Here is a 22612-nt window from a genome sequence, read left to right on the forward strand (position 1 = left end):
ACTGCTATAATTATATATGCTTCATAGTTGGGGTTGTAGCTCAGTTGGATAGAGCGGACGCCTCCTAAGCGTCAGGTCGTGCGTTCGAGCCGCACCAGTCCCGTAACCAAAGAAATCCCTAAGACCTTGACTAATAGCAGGTAATAGGGATTTTATTTTTACCCTAGTAGCTGGAAAACGCCTCTTTTAATTTTTCTCCATCAAGTCATTTTACGAATGCGAATAGTTTTAGATGAAATAACAGTAAAAGCTCCTGATAATTCATCAATTAAGATTATTTGGATAGATGATTAATAAATATAATGCGATACGCCGTTCGCACACGGGACTTTTCATGTTATTGTCTGACTTATTTTATAGGAAATTTCATATAAAATGGACGATGACGGGGATATTATAGAAATTCCTTTACGACCTCTGGTTTGGATGGGAGACTCTCTCAAAAATATCCGCTCATTTCCTGTTGATGTGCGTGCATCAGTAGGCTATGTGCTGCAATTGGTGCAAGCAGGCGAAACACCAATGGATGCCAAACCTTTTAAAGGGGTTGGAAGCGGCGTGTATGAAATCGTCAAACGCTACGATACTGATACTTACAGGGCAGTCTATGCGGTAAAGATTGGAGAGAAAATCTATGTCCTGCACGCTTTTCAGAAGAAATCAAAGCAGGGGATTAAAACCCCACAGGCTGATGTTGACCTGATTAAACAACGCTATAAGGACGCAGTGGTAAGGGAGAAACAACAATGACACAGGAACCCGTTTTTGAAGAAAGCAGTGGCAATGTATTCGCTGATCTTGGTTTAGAGGATGCTTCGGAACTTTTTATGCGAGGCAAGATAGGGATTCAGGTACTGCGCCTCCTTTCTCAACGCAACCTGAAACAGCGCGAAATCAGCGAACTTCTTGGCATTCCCCAGCCAGAAGTATCTCATTTGATGAGAGGAGAGTTTCAACGCTTTGGCGAGGGCAAACTCCTCATTTTCCTCAAGCGGCTCGATACGGAAATCACCTTACATCTTCGCCCTCGTCATGCGTCGGGTCAATCTGCTGAAACTGTTATATCGCTATAGGACAGGATGGAAGCCTGTTGGATCTGAGTTTAGAGCAAACCAAGATTTATTCAAAAGCAGCTTGCAGGTAACTCTATTTCAAATATAGAGACTTTCTCATGCAAAAAGTCTATTGAGTTAAGCCAGCGATCGCTTTGCCAATGATAAGAGCGATCGCGCATTAAACTAGTGGTAAGAAGACGACTAGAATAAATTTCTTCATTGCTAATCAGCGACTCATTGCAAAAATCTGTTCAGCCGTTAAGGGAATGTTGGGAAACAATCTAGAATCAATTCGATCCTCCCCTCGAAAAATCTTTGGGGGTAAATACTCTCCATCTTCAAGTTGGTAGATTGTAATGGTTGACTGCTTGGGAGAACCAATGAAGCGAATGCCACCAAAAGCAGCATAGTCCACGATGATGTACTCAAAAACGCCCAAGTCTTCATATTGAGCAAGTTTTGTCAGATAGTCGTCCTTCCAGTTGTTGCTAACAACCTCAATGACTCCGGGTGGTGGAATATATGCAGCAGCAGAGCTAGAGCTAGTTTTCATCCTCTGCCATTCAACTCTTGCAAATATAACAATATCTGCTTTCCGGCTTTTTTCCTTTTCTGGTGGTGCTGCTTTGAGCCGAACCTGCTTGAACTGGCGCGACACGTAAGGCAGGTCATTCTCTTGGCAGTGATTTTCTAAATAGGTACACAGTCGCTGGATCAAATCCTCATGATTTGCATTTGGTTCTGATAATGGCACGGGAATCCCATCCAATAGCTCAAACTGTCTGCCTGAAGCATCGTCCCAGGCAAGAAACTCTTCAAAAGTCAGTGGTTGTGTGACGGTTGCGTACATCGCCCTCGCTCCCTTGCTGACGGGTACTTCACTCAATGCTACCAAGATGTACAGCTTTGTCTATAAGTCCTGGCTGATTTTCCTGTCGTAGTTCTGAAACAACGGCTTGAGGTTGAGTTGAGGAACGAAACCCAACATTTCCGGGCTGAGTATATACAGGCTTTGCCAGGTAATGCAGAAGGTGGTAATTTCAAGCAGAAACAACAAGTATTGACATTGATTATTTGTATTAAAATTTGATTTTTCTAAAAAACCTGTGTAAGTGCGTAGGCTATTCTCTCTTATATCAAGTCCGGTTAATCACTTATGATTACCGCATCTGTGCAAAAATCGGAAAAGCCTCTTTCGCCCTGCCTCCTGCGGTCTAAATGATAAGTCTTTAGCCAGACACGATATTACGCTCCCAAAGCTTGACGTTCATTTTAAATTAACGATCTGAATGGGAACAAAATCTCGCTCACCGACTAGAACACAAGGCGCGATCGCCCCTGGCGTTGGCGGAGCCAGACGCTTGCGGACTCGCTAACACTGCGCGATCGCTCTTGATTACCTTCTGATTAGTCTGCAAATAATCATGCAGCAAATCGCAACCCCGTGCTAGTAGTTTTTCCAGTTGGATATCTGCCAAATCTTGGAAAATCACTGTACCATTACCACTACCCGCAGCTAAAGTCTTACCGTCATTACTAAAACTGACGCTGGTTAACTCTTGCTTGTCACCTTTCAAAGCAATCAGTAATGTCCCTTCGCGCTTCCAAATCCTCACTTTGTCATCACTGCTAGCAGCTAAAGTCTTACCATCGGGGCTAAAACTTACACTAATAAAACTATCACCATCACCTGCAAGATTACTTAGCAGATGACCGTCTCGGTTCCAAATCTTCACGGTGCTATCAATACTAGCTGAAGCAATTTCTTGACTATCAGGCGACCAAGCAACCCCATTTACCCGGCGGCTATGACCAATTAAGGTATATAGCAATTTACCATCTAAACTCCAGATTTTCACGGTTTTGTCATCACTGGCAGAGGCTAGCAACTTACCATCGGGGCTAAAACTTACCCAATTTACTGCATCTTGATGCCCTTGCAAGGTGTTGAGTAGTTTACCGTCTCGACTCCAAAGCTTTACTGTTTTATCTTTACTAGCTGAGGCAATTACTTGACTATTAGGCGACCAAGCTACACTCAAGACGGTACTATTATGACCTTGTAAGGTGTTGAGCAGTTTACCGTCAGTACTCCAAAGCTTCACTGTTTGATCTTTACTAGCCGAAGCGATCGCTTGACCATCTGGACTGAAACCAACCCCCCAAACTTGACCTTTATGCCCTGTAAATATGCGGAGTAGTTTACCTTCGCGGCTGAATAGTTTTACAGTTTTGTCTCGACTCCCTGCTGCTAAGGTGCGATCGCCTGGGCTGAAACTGATGCTAGTTATCCAGTCATCATTATCGGCTTTGGGTTTTCGCAATAATATATCGTCCCAATGCCAGAGTTTAATAGTTTTGTCCCGACTTGCAGAAGCTAAGGTGCGACCATCTGGGCTGAAACTGACGCTGTTAACCCAATTGTTATGTCCTTTCAGGGTTCCTAGCAGCACACCTTCAAAACTCCAGAGTTTGATTGTCTCGTCGGTACTTGCAGAAGCAATTGTGTTACCATCACGGTCAAAACTGACGCTGGTAACTCCAGCACTATGCCCTGATAGGGTTCGCAGTAATTTACCGTTCAGATTCCACAGTTTGATTGTCTGGTCTAAACTAGCTGAAGCGATCGCTTTCCCATCGTTTGACCAAGCTACACTTTTGACTGCATCCTCATGTCCCTGTAAGCTTTTGAGCAGCTTACCATCCCGACTCCACAATTTCACTGTCTTGTCAGCACTTCCAGAAGCAATGGTTTGTCCATCGGTTGACCAAGCAACGCTCAAAACTGCACCATCATCTCCTGGCAAGGTTTTGAGCAGTTTTCCATCCCGACTCCACAGTTTTACTGTCTTATCTGTACTTGCTGAGGCAATAATCTGTCCATCTGGGCTAAAACTGGCACTATTCACTACACCTTGATGCCCTAATAGAGTAACAAGTAGTACACCCTCTCGGCTCCAAAGTTTTACCGTTTTGTCTTGACTAGCGGAAGCAACAATTTGACCATCGGGGCTGAAACTGACACTATTAACTACATCTTCATGCCCCGACAAGGTTTTGAACAAGCTACCATCGGGAAGCCAAAGTTTAATTGTAGTATCCGCACTAGCTGAGGCTATTAAGGAGCGGTCAGGACTGAATGTAGCATTATTTACTCCAGATAGATGCCCCTCCAAGCGGTTATATTCTCTTAACCCAGAAACAGCTTGATAAAGTGCCGTCTGTACTTGCTCTCTGGTATAGGAATCTACCCAAACTATTTGTTGTAATTTTCTTCCCGCCCTTAAAGCTTCTTTTAAAGAATCAATACCTTTTTGCGATGCAAAGAGGGCTTCACTGGATGCACTAAGGGTTTTAATTTCACTATCTACTGCTGTGACGATGGAAACGCTTAATCCCAATATGGCGAGAACGGAAGCAGTTAGGGCAATTTTCAATGAACGATTTAATTGAGCTTCACTAAGTCTTTGTTTCTTTTGGCTTTCTGCAAGTTTTGCTGTTAATTCTTTTTCTTTTAGTTCAGCTCGTAATTGCTCAATTTGTAACTGACTCAATTCTTCCCGCTTGTGTAATTCTCGTAATTCCGTTAATAAATCTAATCCCTGTTGAGGATAAGAATCTACTAATGTGGAACGTTGCGTTTTTTGGCTAAGTTCGCTCTTAAGTCGGTCAATTTCAGCTTTACTTTGTTCTACTTTGTGGCGCAACTGATTTAGTTGTACCTGTAGACTCGATTCTTGTTGTTGTAAGTAGCGAATTAAGTCTACTAAATAATCGTGAATTAGTTGATAGCGTTCTGGTACATCAGGGAATAGTACTACCAAACCGGAACGAACTAAAATGTCTAATACTAACTCTAATTTGCTGGCATCTTCTAATTCTGCTAATTGCGCCGCTAACTCAGCACGAGTTTTAAAAGGTCGATTATTACTTTCATCTGTTAATAAGTATAAGACTAGTAACGCGGCTCGTTCATTTTCTGGGCCGCAGTCTTTAATCAGTTCTTTAAGATATCGCTCGATGAGTTTGTTGGGTCTATATGGCTGATATTCTTCTAGAGTAGTGATTCGTTCATCTTGAATTTGCGCTCCCACAACTTGCAATTCAATGGGGCGGACTTCTCCAAATTCTGTGGATAAATCTTCGATTAAGGCATCGATTAAAGCAGGTTCTAAATTAAACTGCGATCGCTCGGTCAATTTTTGGATAATTGCTTTAGCATATTCTGGCGAAAAGTTATTCAACTGGTAGCGAATATGCTTGTCGAGAATATTATTATTAATCGCTTCCAGTGCCGATAGATGTTTAAAATCTAACAACCGATGTAAGTAATCTTCTCGCAACGAAAGAATAACTTTGACAAAGGGGATATTCAGACAATCACTAATAAATTTATCAAATTCTTGCTTCTGTTTGCGATCGCTATAACCAAAGAAAAATTCTTCAAACTGGTCAAAAATTAAAACTGTGATCAGGTGGTTATCAGCATTTTGTTTGAGTTGTTGTAAAATTCTGACGATGGTGATGGGTGTAGGAGAGTAGGGCAAAATCTCCGCCGCTTCGATGTTTGCTTCTAGCTTAATATCAGCGTAGATGGCAAGGGATGCGTCACTAAACATCGCTTCACTTAAAGATTTCTCTAATTCCCGCGCCCAATCGGTATAAACTTGCAATACTACAGGCACGGCTATTTGATCGCCAATAGCTCGATTTTGCAATGCTGGAACTAAACCAGCAGTGACAATAGAACTCTTACCTACCCCTGATTGACCGTGAATCACCGTCAGCTTTTGATCGGCGCGGCTAATTCTCCCAATTAAGTTATTAATATCACGCTCCCGACCAGAAGCCGCAATTTCTAAAGCAACGCTGCTACTCCCAGAATGTGACATCAATGCTGGGTTTGTCGCCTGTCTTTGGGGTTGCAAACGCCCTGCACCAATAAAAGCCCGAAAACCATACTGCTGCTCGACAGAACGCCGTTTTTGCCGGATGTAATAGGCTTCCAAATAGCGCCCTTCTTCAAAGTATAGCGATCGCAGTGTCCGCAATAAACGAATATAACGATGGGCATCGTATTGATGGGCACTGATTTCTAAAGCTGCTGGCAATTCTTTTGTTGCTTTTTCTAAGTATTCATGAGCGATTACTAGCTCACCTAAATTTCTCTGTGCTTTCGCCAACACTAAATAGTAAATTTGCGCTAACAGTAAGGGAAATAAGCAGTTATAAGGGTCGTTATGCTTTTGGGCTTCACCTAATTTCAGCAGCGATACATGGGCTAATATACTCGCCTGTACCCACCGCGACTGCTGCACAGCCACTTGCGCCAGAAAACCGTAGTCACAAGCTAATTGAATTTGACTACCATAAGTTTGATGCAACTCCAGAGACTTTTGGGCAACTGTCTGCAATTCTTCCCACTCTTGCAGATATTGCAAAACTTCAGCTAGTTGACTAATAAAGCCAGCAACTATATCTAAACGCCCAGCCACCTGTAAAACATTCAAACATTGCTGAAAATAAAATTTAGCTGTGTACCAATGACGACGGTTTTCTGTTTGATTTTGCTCTGCTAAACGGCAATAACACAGCCCAATATAAAACAGCAAAACTCCCTGTCGCAGAAGTAGAGGAGATGGCCGACTAGGAGGCACAGACGAAGAAAATACTCCCTCTACTTCCCCTACTTCCCCTGCTCCCCTACTCCCTCTGCTCCTCTGCTCCCTCTGCTCCTCTGCTCCCCTGCCCCTCTGCTCCCCTGCTTCCCCTATTTCCTGCAACTTTTGCCAAACTCGCAAGCTTTGTTGAAAATGGCTTAAAGCTGTATTGATGCGATCGCTAATATAATTATCTAGACCAAAAACAAACTCTAAACTAGCGTGTAATTCTGGCTCTAAGGTAATCCCACGATTGTGCAACTCTTCAATCGCAAAGTGGAGTTCATAGCTATTTTTCCAGACTTGCTCCACAGTGAAATAATGCTTGGCAACTTGAGGAGGTTGTTGTCCAGCATCGCTTGGTAACACCGTGGCAAATAAAGCGTCCGTTTCCTGTTGCAAAAATTGCCGCAATGATTGAGTTGTCATCTCAAACCGAATTGGTGTAGCCGCCCAACTAGCAAAATCTGGTGCTAAACGGACTACCTTTTGCAACACTTCTTCATTCACCCACACAATCATCGGGAATGGGTGACGTTTGCGAAACTCATCACGAATATGATTGATAGACCTCAGTAAATCGTCAATTCCATCTACTGACTCCAAACCCAAAATCATTAACGCCGATGGCGGATTCTCTTCAGTTACCAGTTGTAAATGAATACTTGTGTAAAGACTTCTAGCATTATGCGGCAGAATTACCTTTTGAATATGGTGTACTCCTGAAGAGAGTTCTTCGAGTCGTTGCAGCATAAGTTCTTGCAAAACTCGATAATTGCAGCACACCAAAACTAGGGAAAACTGACCGCTAGAAAGGGCAATTGCTCTCCCCAAACTCCGTAAAGCCCGCTCATTAGCCGCTCTTATATCTGCTTGTGGGTGTCGTTCAACCATGATTTAAATTTTTCCGTCTCTGCTAAAACTGGGTTGACGGCAAACCAAGCTCCCTGATGATCTCGGTATTCAAATACAAATAAACTTCGCAATAAAGTGTGGTATTCTATATCACCTCTAACTCTTTGCTGTTGCACTACCTGAAAGATTAATTCCCACTCATGAGGATCGATCGCATTAGCTCGGTAATCTCGCTGTCTTTGAATCACCAAATCAACACACTCCCGCTCAAAAGGTGGATCTTGTTCTCGCAGACAGTCAAACAGTAACCCTAGCAAGTCGCGGACATGACCACCACTAATCAAGCACAACCGATCTAAGGTTTCCAAACTATCAAACACCTCTGTAATTAAGCCTAACCGATCGCTAGGTAAAATGTCTGGGAAAGCTCTAGCTAGTACCATTTGCCGCAACATTGCTAGCCCTTGAGGAAAAATCTCTCCAGAGCGCAGACGTACAGGTATCATCGGTAACATTTTTGGTGCGACTCCTCCCCCCAAACGATGTTGAAGTTCGGCGCTATCGTTGGAGAAAGTCAGAGCTAAAGGGATAGTGTAGACTACATGGCAATTTAGTTTGCGTAACTGTTCACCACGCTGAATAAATAAGTATTCTGGTAGCGATCGCCCCGATGGTAAAGGTCGAATTGCAACTCTATCCAGATTATCAACAATAACCACCAGTCCTTTTTTACCTCTAGTTTTTAGTTCCTTGATGGCACGTTCTAGCAATTCCTGATTAATTGACTGTAAAATGTTTGCTGTTCGCGGTTCTAAATAATCTCTTAACCGCCGCCGCAATTGGGGACTTTCTTTAGTTTTAGCTGTAATTTTGGCAATTCCCACAGACAACTCTGCTTCTACCCCCAGGTCAATTGGTGTTTGCAGAAAATCTACGATTTCACCAAACAACTTGGTAAAGTAAGTAGATTTGAGCCTGATTTTCATGGCTTCTAGGCTCTCACTTACTTGGCCTGCGATCGCCAACAAAATATCAGTCACATCCACATCTGCCATTTCTAAGACATGGGTAGACTCAAAGTAAACTACATGAAATTGCTGCGCTTCTAACTCAGCTTTTAACCGCAACAATTCCGTTGACTTCCCACAGCCGAGATGTCCGGTAAATAGCTGACAAGTTGGTTCATCGGGCGATATTTTAGCGATCGTGCGCTGCAAAGCTTCGATAATTTTGCCACCCCGCACCGCAGCAAAATCAATATAGTACCTGCGATCGCTGGCGTTTCCTATGATTAGAGGTCTGCTCGGATTGCAAGCCTGATAAAATCTTTCTAAATCTAGGAGCATAACTAATCAAGTTCACTCAAGAATGGGGATGACAAAATTTACTGAATAAATATATTGATTTTAGGTAATTTATGCGTTATTTTAATCAAACTACTAACTAAACTAGCAAAATTTCGGATAATTGTTTATACATAAGTTAGATGTAGCACATAGTAATGCTGAGATTTTAGTTAAAGTAAGCAAAAATACTACTATAAGTACAAATAACAAAATTATCTAATATTCAATAAGCTCATCTTATCAATATTAAAAATATCCAACATAAAAAAAGGTACTGTGAAGTACAATCTTGTAGCTCTCTTGAACTGGTCATCAGTTTGAATTCTTAAAGAACTTTTGTCACTTTTGCGAGAGAATAATCTACAATCCTTGCAACATAAGACTTTTAGCAAAAGCGTTGGTTAATTACAACTTCAATTTAGAGTTAATGGTTGACTAGATTTTGCCTCTAGTTACAAAAATAACGATTTTGTTGATGAAAGAAACGATTTTGTTGATGAATGGAACGATTTTGTTGATGAAAAGCATGATTTTGTTAATGAAAACCATGCTTTTGTTAATGACAGCTTTTGAACTCAGAGTGACTACCCCTGAAGTATTGACGATCGCTAATCTACAATCCCATTGAGTATAAAATTATCTGGTCATGTAGCTTATCAGGCAAAATATGCTTTAGCACTGCTCCGAGTTTGGCATCTGAGCCAACCAGATAGCGCGTCTTGGGTTGCTTTGCAGTAAGCGCATGAACAACAGTCTGAGCGACAATATCCGCAGAAATTCCCTTAGATGCGAGAATCTGCATTTTCTTGCGGACAATATTCATTGCTTGACCGTAGAGATTTTGTGCCGATTGTGGTAAATCATGCTGTGCTACTTCCGATTGGCTTAGGGACTTTTCCCAAATTGGGGTAGCAATGGAACCAGGTTCAATAATTGAAACCGAGATTCCCCAAGGACGTAATTCCATCCGCATGACATCAGTGAGTGCTTCCAAGGCAAACTTAGAAGCATTGTAAGCTCCTAAGAACGGCGTAGGACTCCTACCAGCAATGGAACCCATATTGACAATTCGGCCCCGACTTTGGCGTAATAGGCCAAGAAATGCTTGTGTCACTGCTAATTGTCCGGTGACATTAACCTGCATCTGATGTTGAAATTCTGCGATCGCTAATAATTCTAAAGGCCCAGGGATAGCAATTCCGGCATTATTTACTAAACCTAAAATTCCAGTACCACCGACTTCATTTGTTACCTTATCAACCGCAGCTGCGATCGATTCAGCATCAGTAACATCTAAAAAAATTGGAATGAGTCTTGGCGATCCTTTCTGCTTAAGTGTTTGAGCATCAATATCTTGACGCACGCCAGCAAAAACAGAGAAGCCCAACTGATCTAAAAGCAAAGCACACGCTTGGCCAATTCCTGTTGATGCTCCCGTAACCACCACTGTACGTTGATGTTCTAAAACCATTAATTTTCTTTTTTTATAATTTGGACTACCAATTCCCAATTAGTATCAATCTTTGCAAGTACCAGCCCGAAGACAATCTTCAGTTTGGTCATCTCTAGCTGATATTTGCCAAGGTAATATGCGTGACGGAGCATTTGTACTGTAAGCAATTAGAGCAGCTATTATCGGAGGCTGGTTTTTGACAATTGTCACATCACTACTAAGACTATTACTTAGCCCAACATTGTATAAATAAACAGGCAATGCCATCATGACAATGCAAATTGTCCGTTTCATACTCAACCTCAGCTAAAAATTTCCGATTGCGCTATGTATGTATAGATGCCACCTTGATGAACCGGATTTTTAAAACTGAGTATTATATGTTGATGTTGTGTGAATTTACCCAGCACTACTAATCGTGTATCAACTTGAAATTGATGGGTAAACAATCTCTTAGCAAGGATTTTAGCCCTTATTCTTGCACTAAAATGCTTACTACAAACCATCAAAACAAGTTAGACAGACTACTAGCCGCAGAGACGTGATTTCTAAATTATCAGTTCCACCCTTTTTTTAGGTTAGGCATTGCCTACAAGATGGCTTCCTACTAACTTATGCAGATGCAACCCTAAAAAACAGGACAAAAAACCCACAGCATTCAAAAACATATCATGGTGGCTGCATTCCCCGGATAAAATAATGAAGAGTGCTGAGTTCCAAGTCCTAAGTGAAAAATCTTGCTTATTACTTAGCACTCAGTTATAAATGTTGCCTACTAGCTGACTCATGCCGCCTTTACAAGACGTAGATACTGTAAACGTTCCCAACATCGATCCAGAAGGATATGGCAATTCAGACACAGATCCTCTTAATGAGTTGCCCGATGAAGTCGAAATGTCCCTTTTCGACCACCTAGAAGAGTTACGACAGCGCATTTTCTATTCGCTGATTGCCGTAGCGATAGGTATTATTGGCTGTTTCTTTGCCGTTAAGCCGATTGTCCAGCTGCTTGAGGTTCCAGCACAAGGAGTAAAATTTCTCCAACTTGCACCCGGAGAATATTTCTTTGTCTCCTTCAAAGTTGCAGCCTACACTGGTTTAGTACTTTCCAGTCCTTTCATTCTTTACCAAATTATCCAGTTTGTGCTTCCAGGATTGACTCGCCGCGAACGCCGTTTACTGGGGCCTGTGGTTTTGGGTTCAAGTGTACTGTTTGGCGCGGGTTTAGCATTTGCTTATTTACTCCTTATCCCCGCAGCTTTGAAATTTTTCATCAGCTACGGAGCAGATGTAGTTGAACAACTTTGGTCGATAGATAAATATTTTGAATTTGTGCTGCTACTTTTATTCAGCACTGGTTTAGCATTTCAAATTCCCATCATCCAATTGTTGCTCGGTAATTTGAATATTGTCTCGTCTGAACGGATGGTTTCTGGCTGGCGTTACGTGATTATGGGAGCAGTAGTTTTAGGAGCCGTACTTACACCTTCTACCGATCCTCTAACTCAAAGTCTTTTAGCAGGAGCCGTTTTAGGGCTTTATTTCGGTGGTGTTGGGCTGGTGAAGCTCACAGGTAAATAACATTTGGAATAAGTAATATAGAATAGGTAAAAAATTTTAATCCCAGCGTTGGCTTACCAGTTATACAGAATTCAAAATTGAATTCTGGCAACTGATGCCAATATTTATTTTTTGTTAAGTTACGAGGCGTTTAGCACGTTTATGCTCATACATGAGCTTGTCAGCCTCTTCTAGCAATTGTTCTAGTGAAACGTTTTCATTTAAAGCACATTGGGTAGCACCAACACTTATGGATAGTTGATATGAGTAATTATGCTCTTGATTAAAGCGCTCAATATTTTCTTGCAATCGCGGACGAAATTCATCTGTATTGCCTGGGGAGCAGACAGGAACAAATATTACAAACTCATCTCCTCCTATACGGGCAATAACATCCGACTCACGGAAGCTTTGTTTTAGTAATTGGGCTGTGTCAACGATCGCTCTGTCTCCTATTTCATGTCCTAGAGAATCATTAATCTGCTTTAAACCATCTAAATCAACAAACAAAAGACAGCAAAATATTTCTGTACGTCGGGCAATTTTGAATTGATGATTTGCCAGCCAAAAGAAACCACGTCGATTATATAATCCTGTCAATTCATCAGTTAAAGATAGCTGCCTTACCTCTGCTTCAGCCTTCAGGCGTTCCTGAATTTCATGCTCTAGGCGTTGATTTTGCTCAAAAAGTTGTTGATGTTGCTGTTTGATGAGTAGCTGATTTCTGACTCGCATTAGCACTTCAAGTTCTTGAAATGGTTTGGTGATATAGTCTTTTCCGCCCAGTTCAAAAGCCTGCACTTTATCATTAATTTGGTCAAGGGCACTAATAAAAATAATCGGAATTTGCTCTGTTGTTTTTGATGCTTTCAACTGTTGACAAACTTCATAGCCATTCATTTCGGGCATATTGATGTCAAGTAGAATTAGATCCGGTGGATGTCGCTCGGCAGCTTGTAATGCCATTCTCCCATTGATGGATTTACGGATGGTATAACCCTGTAACTCTAGTATTTTGGTTAACAACCGTAGATTATCGGGGGTATCGTCTACGATGAGGATATTCGTTTCCGAAGGGGATTTAAGTAAATTAGGCATAATCTTTTTACTGAGTTTGGGTGAGAGTTGCGATCGCTTCCAACTCGAAGTTCTCCACCAGATATTTCAGAGCATTGACGAGAACTTGCTCCTGGTTGGGGATTTGAGCGATGAGATTGTAGAGTTCGGCATCGTTGAGATCCAAAGCTGCTTGATGCACCTGAATAATCCACTCTGGCGACATTACCTGTAAATCTTTAGCTGTTAGGGATTTCTGAATTGTTTGCTGTTCTAACCCCGATAAAGCTTTTTCACGGTAGCAGTAGCGGACTCTTAAGTAGTGTGCAATCTTCTCAAATAGGATAGCTTCTATAAATGGTTTGTTAATGTGGTCGTTGCAGCCTACTTGAATGCTGGTGGTATAGTCTTCCTCAAAGGCATAAGCCGTCACCGCAATAATCACCACGTCTTTACCTCTTTCCCCCGCTCGAATTTGTCGGGTAATTTCGTAGCCATCCACCACGGGCATTTGAATGTCCATTAAAATTAGGTGGGGGTGCCACTTTTCCCAGAGCGCGATCGCTTCATTTCCGTTCTCGGCAGCACTGACCTCAAACCCAACTGATTCCAATAACCTGATGAGCAACTGACGATTTTCTTGAAAGTCTTCCACCACCAAAATGCGATAAGTGGGCTGTCCGGGTTCTAGACCGATAACAGTGCGAGTCGTTTCCGGCGCGATGATATCTATTGAGTTGCCCAGACTCAGTAAAACCTCACAAATAAAAGTTGACCCCTGATCCAAGATACTTCGCACTGTAATATCACCACCCATTAAACGGGCAAACTGACGGCTAATCGATAAGCCTAAACCTGTACCTTGATTATGGCGACCTAGTTCTGTTTGCATGAAGGCCGCAAACACAGTTTCCAAATCAGACTGAGCGATACCACATCCAGTATCTTCAACTTCAACATGAAGGGTGATGATTGGTTGGGAATCATCGGTATAAATAGAGGGACTGCGTTCTGTTGAATCAAGTGAGTTGATGCTGGACACTCTCCCGTTCAAAACTTGTAATCGCAGGCTGACATTACCTGTTGTCGTAAATTTGATCGCATTGCTTAATAGATTGAGCAGAATTTGGCGCAGTTTTGATTCGTCACCATACACATAGCGAGGAACGCTGGTATGCTGTTGTGTTCTCAAATCAATTCCTTTCTCTAAAGCTTTGAGGGCAACCATATCTCTGATGGAGTAGATTAATTGATGCAAATCGAAACAATTTTCCGTTAGCTGTAACTGACCCGCTTCAATTTTGGACATTTCCAACACATCGTTGATCAAGGTTAGCAAGTGTTCTCCACTGCGGCTAATGATGTCTAAATCTTCTTGAAACTCAGATGGAATCTTGTTGCTGCGGTTCATCAACTGAGTAAATCCCAAAATGGCATTGAGAGGAGTTCGCAGTTCGTGGCTCATTTTAGCGAGGAACTGGCTTTTGGCGCGGTTGGCGATCGCGGCTTGTTCTGCCGCTTCTTCTAGGGCTATCTGGGAAAACTCCAGCAGTGCCAACATCAGCGTATTTCGCATCTCACTAGCGGCTTCTAGTTCGGCCATTTCCCAAGGCAAGGAAGTTTCTCTCACGGTTTCCTTCCACAGTTCAAACGACTTTCGGGGACACAATTCCATCTCTCCAATTTCATTGATTTTCACTGTATCCTGGGGGTTGCCGACCCAATTCACTGTCTGGATTTGCTCTGGTCGAAACCAGATAATGTGGTAAGACTTTTGTTTAACATGATTGAATAAAATTGAAATTGCGAGTATGCCGCTAGCTTGATCTTTAAATGCCCTCGCTTCTGGATATAAACGTGAGAGGGAATCAGTGGTAAACACTTGTTCCCCCCGGTGTTGCACCAACCACGTCACCAGATCCTGCACTTGGGTAATCGATGGCGTTTGACCAACTAATGTCAGATGACCGTCAAGTGAAATCGCCGCTCCTTGAGCATGAACTAGCTCCAGTAATTGAAAAGTATTTCGGCTCAACACTTGCTCAATAAAATTGGACTCTTGCAATAATGTTTGTTGCAGTTCATTCTGAATCCTTTTCACCCGTGTTCGGTAAAAATGCAATTCTTGTTCTTGCTTATGCACCAGTTCAATTGAGGCAAACTGTCCTAAAAATTCACAGGCTTTGCGAGTTTCATAATCCACTAGTTTCGGGCTGGAGTGGTGACAGGCAATTAATCCCCAGAGACGTTTGTCGTTGAGCAACGAAATCGTCATCGACCCAGCAACCCCCATGTTTTGTAAGTATTCAATGTGATAGTGAGACACTCCTCGTAACACAGAATTACTCAGATCCAGGGGTGTATCCGTCAGAGGATAGTTGCTGGGAATCAGGGGGATCGGGGTGTAATTGACATCAGGAATGAATCGTATCAACTTGCGGCAAAACAACTTGCGGGCTGGTGCGGGAATATCTGTCGCCATATAGTGCAGTCCCAAGTAGCTTTCTAAATGCCTCTGTTTCTGCTCCGCAATCACCACACCACTGTCGTCTGCCTTAAAGCGGTAGACCATCACCCGATCAAACCCAGTCATTCTTTTCACATCTCTGGCAAGGGTTTGAGCCATATTTTTTAGGTTAGTGGCATTACGGAGATTGGCGATCGCCCCTTGTAGACGGTGATAGAACTGGGTTGAATGGATGCTGTTGCTCGATTGCTGAGGTTCTAATTCCAGGATCAACCCATCTACTATCCGGTACATTACACCTGTGAATATTTGATTTTTCTGTTGCCAATCAGTTTGGGCAACCCTCCGCCGCGTTTTTAGTTGAAACGGATTGCAAAGCTCCAGGTTATCTTGAGCTAGATACCCAGCAAGTCGCTGCACTTGATCGCCAGAAAACAATCGTTGCAATGGTTGATCCAGCAATGCTTCTGCCGAAATCCCAAAAAACTGTTCCACATTTTCGCTAATCTGCAAGATTCTAAGGTGTGGCTCTTGCAGCATCAGCAAAATTCCATGCGGCTGAATATAGCCCGGAGCATACACCGATTCATCACTGCACACTTCTAAAGCCGTTAGTAATGAAGGGGTCAGCGAGGAGAGTGAGATCGGATTTGGTGACTGCATAGCTAAGATAAGCGGTTTTGGAAATCAAAAAGTTGTGAATATTAAGTTCAAAATTCAGACAAGGAGAATTGCCTGGAATTAGTTTAATTAGCTATTACCAGAAAGGGAAAAGGAAGAAAAACTTGGTCACAATATCCATTCTGAAGAACGTTCACCCAAATCTAGAGGAATGCTAACAGCCTTACCGAGGCGGGGGCGCTCGCGTGTTTGGGCAATAAATGTTTGTACTTGTGTTGACCCGCCCAAAGCATGAAGATAATTAGCAATGCTGTCAAGATGCTCTTGGTATTCCGCCTCACTCAAGGGAAAAGAAGCCTGCTCCACGTATTTCCACATTACTTGCAAAAATATCTTTCCCTGTGCCCGCCGGAACTGGACATCATAAGAATATCCCCACTTATCAAGCAACATCTGACGTAATTCCTGTCCTGTCATAGCTTTTCTCAATCAGATTTTACATTTAGTTATGATGTTAAGTTCCGTGACTCCAGTATGATAAGGATATAAAGAAATGTAATGCTAACAGAAAAGATGCTTTTTATATCTTGGAACAAAGAAGTATGGCATCGTTGTGAGCGCTAGCATTTCGACTTAGACAAGAGTTCCTCAAGTACAGTACTTTTGTCAAAATGCTTAACAAAATACACAAAGAGCGCGTAGATTATGGCTCAATTTTCTGAATCAGCAGACGTGCCCGATATGGGTCGTCGTCAGTTCATGAATCTGCTCACTTTTGGGACTGTCACTGGAGTAGCTCTGGGTGCATTGTATCCCGTTGTCAACTACTTTATTCCACCGGCTGCTGGTGGTGCTGGTGGCGGTACAACGGCAAAAGATGAGCTAGGTAACGATGTTAGCGTCACCAAATTTCTAGAAAACCGGAATGCAGGCGATCGCAACCTAGTCCAAGGACTTAAGGGAGATCCTACCTATATTGTGGTAGACAGCAAAGAGGCGATCAAAGATTATGGCATTAACGCCATCTGCACTCACTTAGGTTGTGTCGTCCCCTGGAACGTTGCTGAGAACAAATTCAAATGTCCTTGTCATGGTTCCCAGTATGACGAAACTGGTAAGGTTGTTCGGGGCCCAGCACCACTGTCTTTGGCTTTAGCCCATACCAATGTAAGCGACGACAAAATCGTTTTGACCCCTTGGACTGAAACCGACTTCCGCACCGGTGATGCTCCTTGGTGGAGTTAATAATTTTGTCCTTAGTTCTTAGTCATTCGTCCTTTGTTCAGGGCTTAATGACTAATGACTAATGACCAATGACTAATGACAAATTCAATCGTTGCCCTTATTAGAGATGAGAAATGTTTTCCGAACAGCGAGGTTAACTCGCAGTGCTAGAGCGATCGTAAAAACATTGCTCATAGCGATCGCCACTGTGACATTTTACTTCACCAGCGATCTAGCCCTTCCCCAATCAGCTGCCGCCTATCCATTTTGGGCACAGCAAACCTATCCCGAAACCCCCCGCGAACCAACCGGGCGGATTGTTTGTGCCAACTGTCACCTAGCCGCCAAAGTTACAGAAGTAGAAGTTCCTCAATCGGTTCTACCTGACACTGTATTCAAAGCTATAGTGAAAATCCCTTACGATCTTTCCGCCCAGCAAGTTGGTGCCGATGGTTCTAAGGTTGGCTTGAACGTCGGTGCTGTACTGATGCTACCTGAAGGCTTTAAGATTGCTCCCGAAGACCGTATTTCTGAGGAACTTAAAGAAGAAATTGGCGACACTGCCTTCCAACCCTACAGCGAAGACAAAGAAAATGTCGTCATCGTCGGCCCCTTACCTGGTGAACAGTATCAGGAAATCATCTTCCCAGTTCTTTCTCCCAACCCCGCAACCGACAAAAACATCCACTTCGGTAAATATTCAGTTCACGTAGGTGGTAATCGGGGACGCGGACAAGTTTATCCTACTGGCGAAAAGAGCAACAACAGTGTTTACAACGCTTCCGCTACTGGCACAATTACCAAGATTGCCAAAGAGGAAGATGGAGATGGTAACGTCAAATATCTAGTAAACATCCAACCTGAATCTGGCGATGTTGTTGTTGATACGGTTCCTTTAGGGCCAGACCTGATTGTTTCCGAAGGGCAAGCAGTTAAGACTGGTGATGCTTTGACCAACAACCCGAACGTCGGTGGATTCGGTCAAATAGATGCAGAAATCGTACTGCAAGATGCCTCTAGAGTCAAATGGATGATTGCGTTCGTCGCTCTTGTAATGTTGGCTCAAGTTATGCTTGTGCTGAAGAAGAAGCAGGTTGAAAAAGTTCAAGCTGCTGAGATGAATTTCTAAATTCTTTGCTAAATCATTATTTGTAAGACAGGCAATATGCCTGTCTTTTTTATATGTTATGCCTCCAAGTGCATTTCTTAGTTAGATTAGAAACTAATAATGAATGTTAATCTTGATTAAGATGAGGGCATTATGATGAGAATTTTCCTTGATTTTTGGATGAATGATGTTATGCAGAATCCTTATAAACTAATTCCTTATACTCAATAGATGAGCTATGAAATGGATAATTTACTAGCTGATGTAATTATAGATTAATAGCTTTTTTTTAAATTAATTAGATTAGTTAATTTACCAAACGCCAAATGATTAGTAGCTGTATTTAAAGTTAGAAATATGGGGACAGATATACATCTTTATGCAGAGACTCATAAAAATGGAAATTGGGAACCGATTCCCGAACCTGTAAAAAAAGAATGGTCTAAAGGAAAAACTATACCTGTAGAATCTACTGAAATTGGACGACCCTATGAATTATTTGCGGCACTTGCTGGCGTTTGTCAAGATAATCTACGCCGGACAATGTACGCTGTCGTAGAGCCGATTTCAGAACCACGAGGTTTTCCTGAAGATATGAATGATTTCTACAAGAAGTTTTTTCAGAAAACCAAATTGGTTATTGCTTCAAGAGATTATAGATTATGATTGGGACAATCAGTATGTAACCCAATGGGCATACGTAAAACATCAGTATGCACACTTATTTCAGGATAATGCTTCGTTTCCGGCTGAGTTTCCAGAAGGAGAACCGCTATATTTTGTACTGCCGAACTGGAAACAAGAACCTGAAACAACTGAAGTATCTTGGGTGACAAGTTATAAAGAATATGTAGGTTGTTCTGAACAGTTTATTGAAGAACTTCTCGAATTAGGTTCTCCTCATGAGATTAGAATAATTTTCTGGTTTGATGCATAAGTTAAACTCTGATAATTAAAACGAAGATTAACCACCAATTAGATACAGCTAAAATTAGCGAAAATTGAAGCCCACAGCAAATGATTAACAAAGAAATTGCCGAGCATTATCTATAGGGTAATAATTTTCATGGCGATAGGATTTTGAGCGATATTATTGAATCTAGCCCTAGTTGAGTTGAGGTATCCGACCATGACAGCCTCAGTAGAGTATATCCCTGTTACCCCAATTGAGTACCCAGATGAGGACGGTAAGCCAATGGCTGAAGGTGATATTCAATGCAGTTACTTGACTTATGCGAGAAATGCGCTAAGGATTTATTTCCAAAATCACCCAGATGTATACGTCGCTGGTAATCTATTTATTTACTACGAAAAAGGTTATCCAGAATCGGTTGTCGCACCAGATGTATTTGTGGTGTTTGGAGTGGAAAACCGTGACAGACGCTCTTACAAAACCTGGGAAGAAAATAATCAAACCCCAAATTTTATTCTAGAGATTACCTCAAAAACCACCCGCAGCAAAGACCAAGGTGCAAAGAAAGGAATTTACGCCTTTTTGGGAGTGCGTGAATATTTCCAATATGACCCCACTGGCGATTATCTCAATCCCCAACTTCAGGGTTTACAGTTGGTTGATGGAAATTATTTCCCAGTCGTAACCAATATCTTGCCAGATGGTACAGTGTCCCTATCCAGTCAAGTTTTAGGGCTAGAATTGCGTTTAGAGTCAGGCAAACTGCGCTTTTACAATCCAGCGACGGGTCAAATACTCCTAACTCATGAAGAGGAAGCAGCTGCACGACAAGCCGCAGAAGAGGCTCGACAGCAAACAGAGCAAAAAGCGCAAAGATTAGCTGCTAAACTCCGAGAATTAAATATTGATCCAGATAGCCTTTAGCTAATAATATAGGGTGAGCAATGCCCACCCTACTGCTGTTGATTATTTTGATGTGAGACTATAGCGGACGGTAGACGCGATAGTTGATTTCGGGGAAGATATTATCCATTAACTCGACTTTTTCCAACCAACCACTGTCAACTTTGCCAACTTTCACATCTTCATAAAGCTTATTGAAGCGCATCAGGTGCGATCGCGTCCGTCTAATTGCATAGGGTACCATTGTTCCCGTCCGCATAATAAATGCCCAGTCAGAAGATTGTGCTAATAGCAGTTCCCGCGCCGCTTGGTTAAGCGCTTTCCACTGCAATTCATCCTCTGGTTCCAGGTGCGAGATTTCAATCATCCGTTCAGCAGCTTTGTGCAAATGTGGATAAATCCACGCATTGGTTTCATTCAACCAATATTCGTGGAAACCCTTGAAACCCCAACTCGACTGCGAAGGACGACAGACTTGCTGCGTTGGCTGATCTCGCAAATAGTCTGCTAAATGGGTCATTTGATATGTTTTTTGGTCATACCACGACTTGCGGAATAGGTAATCGATGAACCAGGGGCCTTCATACCACCAATGTCCAAATAACTCTGCGTCATAAGGCGAAACGATAATTGGCGGGCGCTGCATTATACCATAAAGATGCTCAGATTGCCGCTCTCGGTTATACATAAAATTATCAGCGTGTTCTGCTGCCTTTTCCCTAGCCCAATAAGGATCGTAGAGTGCCTTATCTGATAGACCTAAGCCACGCCCTGTAATTTTGTGATACTTAATGCCCGTGTTTTTCCGTTGGCCATTGGGCATGATGTAGGGCTTGATGTACTCATATTCTGCTTCCCAGCCCAAATCTTTGTAAAATTCTCGATATTCCGCCGCCCCAGGATAGCCTACCTCAGAAGACCATACCTGTTGGGAAGATTCATGATCTCGACCAAAGACAGCAACACCAGTTTCTGTATAAATTGGCGCATAAGTCCCAAAGCGCGGACGGGGACGGGCGTAAAGGATGCCATGCCCATCTGTGAGGAAGTAGCGTAACCCCGCATCAGCTAGCATCCGGTCTAAACCTTCATAGTAGGCACATTCCGGCAACCAAATACCTCTGGGTGCTTGTCCAAAGTTTTGTTCGTAATGCTCGCAAGCTACCTGGATTTGCGCCCACACCGCCTCTGGATACATTTTCATCAAGGGCAAATAGCCGTGAGTAGCGCCACAAGTGATGATTTCCAGGTTGTTACTGTCTTGGAATTTCTTAAAAGCTGTTACCAAGTCACCGTTGTAGCGTTCCCATAGCTGACGCGCTTCACTAAACTCAGTAGCGTAATGTTCGGCTAAATAACGAAGATGCCCGTTGTTTACATTATGTTCTGCTTCTAGTGCTATAAGTTCTTCTAGTTGGGCTAAGTGTGCTTCATAACGTTCTTGAAGCAGAGGATCGCGGAGCATTGACACGAGAGGAGGTGTCATGCTCATCGTGATTTTAAAGTCGATACCGTCTCGCTTTAAGCCTTCAAATACTTTCAATAATGGAATGTAGGTTTCTGTGATGGCTTCATAGAGCCATTCTTCCTCCAGCACGTAGTCACTTTCCGGGTGACGAACGAAGGGCAGATGTGCGTGGAGTACAAGCGCGACGTAGCCGATAGACATAGTGATTTTGGGGTGATACTTGTAAGTTGAAGGTCGAGAGGTTTGGCTGAAATTAACAATATTTTAAGACTTTATGGGGATCGTAAGAATAGTTTTCAATTGAGTTAAAGATAGTGTGTGTACGTACACAACAATGTTATGCCGTTATGCACCCACTACGTGTTGTTGTTAACTAGTTGTAAAACCTTCCTATTTGCTTATTGTATAAGCCTGTACTGAAAATATTTACTCAGGTTTACCAACAGAGGCAGTTATTACCGATCGCTTTTGGTGTCTCCTCCTGGGAGAGTTTACTTCAAGAGCATCAGTGACAGGTTGGAATTATGAACAATTTGTCAATAAGTAATAGTGCTTAAAAGTATCGTAGACAAGCCTCTCCTACCACTTCGTGGAAGCAAGCTATACGTCAGCGTCTCTGTTCGCGCAGCGTCTCCGACAGGAGAAGGAGAAGAGAAGGCTTTACGCTACGCGATCGCAAATCATAAATCCAAATCTGATGAGATAATCTTGCAATAATAATTTTTATATATTTGCTATTGCTGAATTCTAGAGCTTTTGCATAGCAGGCGATGTCTACGACGGGCTACGTCTATGCACGATTATTTTCTAATCACAAATACAAGACCCATTTTTTCTAATAGGATAGCTTGTATTGATTGCCTCATGAGGCTTCTGGCAATCGCCCTCCCGGAAAGTGACAAAATAGGGATACTGCGGGTAAG

The 22612-nt window shown here is 42.5% G+C and carries 19 protein-coding genes and 1 tRNA gene; 11 read left to right on the plus strand and 9 right to left on the minus strand.

Annotated features, from left to right (window positions below):
- Positions 1-29 precede the first annotated feature (29 nt).
- The 3 genes from ACFFRD_RS20775 (at position 30) to ACFFRD_RS20785 (ending at position 1073) form a co-directional block, all read left to right on the plus strand.
- Positions 30-103 (plus strand) — tRNA-Arg (locus ACFFRD_RS20775).
- 272 nt (positions 104-375) lie between these two features.
- Positions 376-750 carry a type II toxin-antitoxin system RelE/ParE family toxin gene (locus ACFFRD_RS20780; protein WP_392483013.1) on the plus strand — a complete coding sequence of 125 codons (375 nt, stop codon included), beginning with the start codon at positions 376-378 and terminating at the stop codon, positions 748-750.
- On the plus strand, positions 747-1073 hold the full coding sequence (locus ACFFRD_RS20785; protein WP_392483014.1) for a helix-turn-helix domain-containing protein: 327 nt from the start codon (positions 747-749) through the stop codon (positions 1071-1073). Before ACFFRD_RS20780 ends, ACFFRD_RS20785 begins: the two co-directional genes overlap by 4 nt.
- A 208-nt stretch (positions 1074-1281) precedes the next feature.
- Here the strand turns inward: ACFFRD_RS20785 and ACFFRD_RS20790 are convergent, their stop codons facing one another.
- From ACFFRD_RS20790 to ACFFRD_RS20800, 3 genes are all read right to left on the minus strand, one after another.
- Entirely contained in the window at positions 1282-1905 is a 624-nt protein-coding gene (locus tag ACFFRD_RS20790) for a Uma2 family endonuclease (RefSeq protein WP_392483016.1), read from the minus strand.
- A 457-nt stretch (positions 1906-2362) separates the two neighbouring features.
- Positions 2363-7609 (minus strand): hypothetical protein, encoded by a 5247-nt coding sequence (locus tag ACFFRD_RS20795; protein ID WP_392483017.1) that lies wholly within the window; start codon positions 7607-7609, stop codon positions 2363-2365.
- The gene (locus tag ACFFRD_RS20800; protein ID WP_392483018.1) at positions 7579-8916 is read right to left on the minus strand and encodes a P-loop NTPase fold protein; all 1338 of its coding nucleotides are present in this window, start codon (positions 8914-8916) and stop codon (positions 7579-7581) included. Before ACFFRD_RS20800 ends, ACFFRD_RS20795 begins: the two co-directional genes overlap by 31 nt.
- Positions 8917-9391: 475 nt before the next feature.
- Here ACFFRD_RS20800 and ACFFRD_RS20805 point away from each other — a divergent pair, with 475 nt between their 5' ends.
- Positions 9392-9544, plus strand: a complete 153-nt coding sequence (locus ACFFRD_RS20805) for a hypothetical protein (protein ID WP_392483019.1) — start codon at positions 9392-9394, stop codon at positions 9542-9544.
- Here ACFFRD_RS20805 and ACFFRD_RS20810 read toward each other — a convergent pair.
- Positions 9530-10387 carry an SDR family oxidoreductase gene (locus tag ACFFRD_RS20810; protein WP_163928166.1) on the minus strand — a complete coding sequence of 286 codons (858 nt, stop codon included), beginning with the start codon at positions 10385-10387 and terminating at the stop codon, positions 9530-9532. The genes ACFFRD_RS20805 and ACFFRD_RS20810 overlap by 15 nt on opposite strands.
- A gap of 45 nt (positions 10388-10432) precedes the next feature.
- Entirely contained in the window at positions 10433-10663 is a 231-nt protein-coding gene (locus ACFFRD_RS20815; protein ID WP_083782292.1) for a hypothetical protein, read from the minus strand.
- Between the two features lie 492 nt (positions 10664-11155).
- Between ACFFRD_RS20815 and tatC the strand changes: the two genes are divergently transcribed.
- The gene (gene tatC / locus ACFFRD_RS20820; RefSeq protein ID WP_114080191.1) at positions 11156-11950 is read left to right on the plus strand and encodes a twin-arginine translocase subunit TatC; all 795 of its coding nucleotides are present in this window, start codon (positions 11156-11158) and stop codon (positions 11948-11950) included.
- 114 nt (positions 11951-12064) lie between these two features.
- On the opposite strand, the gene ACFFRD_RS20825 is transcribed toward tatC, so the two are convergent.
- From ACFFRD_RS20825 to ACFFRD_RS20835, 3 genes are all read right to left on the minus strand, one after another.
- Positions 12065-13027 (minus strand): diguanylate cyclase, encoded by a 963-nt coding sequence (locus tag ACFFRD_RS20825; RefSeq protein ID WP_392483020.1) that lies wholly within the window; start codon positions 13025-13027, stop codon positions 12065-12067.
- Between the two features lie 7 nt (positions 13028-13034).
- Positions 13035-16115: a response regulator gene (locus ACFFRD_RS20830; RefSeq protein ID WP_392483021.1), complete on the minus strand. Its 3081-nt coding sequence runs from the start codon at positions 16113-16115 to the stop codon at positions 13035-13037.
- A 126-nt stretch (positions 16116-16241) separates the two neighbouring features.
- Positions 16242-16550, minus strand: a complete 309-nt coding sequence (locus ACFFRD_RS20835; protein ID WP_392483022.1) for a DUF3067 family protein — start codon at positions 16548-16550, stop codon at positions 16242-16244.
- 228 nt (positions 16551-16778) lie between these two features.
- Between ACFFRD_RS20835 and petC the strand changes: the two genes are divergently transcribed.
- The 5 genes from petC (at position 16779) to ACFFRD_RS20860 (ending at position 20242) form a co-directional block, all read left to right on the plus strand.
- Positions 16779-17318 (plus strand): cytochrome b6-f complex iron-sulfur subunit, encoded by a 540-nt coding sequence (gene petC, locus ACFFRD_RS20840; RefSeq protein ID WP_114080194.1) that lies wholly within the window; start codon positions 16779-16781, stop codon positions 17316-17318.
- 106 nt (positions 17319-17424) lie between these two features.
- A complete protein-coding gene (gene petA, locus ACFFRD_RS20845) occupies positions 17425-18426 on the plus strand; it encodes a cytochrome f (protein WP_334807395.1) in 1002 nt (333 codons plus the stop codon).
- A 336-nt stretch (positions 18427-18762) separates the two neighbouring features.
- Positions 18763-19071, plus strand: a complete 309-nt coding sequence (locus ACFFRD_RS20850; RefSeq protein ID WP_392483023.1) for a hypothetical protein — start codon at positions 18763-18765, stop codon at positions 19069-19071.
- A complete protein-coding gene (locus tag ACFFRD_RS20855; protein WP_392483024.1) occupies positions 19046-19342 on the plus strand; it encodes a hypothetical protein in 297 nt (98 codons plus the stop codon). The genes ACFFRD_RS20850 and ACFFRD_RS20855 overlap by 26 nt, the downstream gene beginning before the upstream one ends.
- 192 nt (positions 19343-19534) lie before the next feature.
- A complete protein-coding gene (locus ACFFRD_RS20860; protein ID WP_392483025.1) occupies positions 19535-20242 on the plus strand; it encodes a Uma2 family endonuclease in 708 nt (235 codons plus the stop codon).
- A 58-nt stretch (positions 20243-20300) separates the two neighbouring features.
- On the opposite strand, the gene ACFFRD_RS20865 is transcribed toward ACFFRD_RS20860, so the two are convergent.
- Positions 20301-21890 carry a glycoside hydrolase family 57 protein gene (locus ACFFRD_RS20865; protein WP_163928151.1) on the minus strand — a complete coding sequence of 530 codons (1590 nt, stop codon included), beginning with the start codon at positions 21888-21890 and terminating at the stop codon, positions 20301-20303.
- 348 nt (positions 21891-22238) lie between these two features.
- On the opposite strand from ACFFRD_RS20865, the gene ACFFRD_RS20870 reads away from it, so the two are divergent.
- On the plus strand, positions 22239-22406 hold the full coding sequence (locus tag ACFFRD_RS20870) for a hypothetical protein (protein WP_392483026.1): 168 nt from the start codon (positions 22239-22241) through the stop codon (positions 22404-22406).
- Positions 22407-22612 lie beyond the last annotated feature (206 nt).

Source organism: Nostoc sp. C110, assembly GCF_043099725.1.
Lineage (GTDB): Bacteria > Cyanobacteriota > Cyanobacteriia > Cyanobacteriales > Nostocaceae > Nostoc > Nostoc muscorum_A.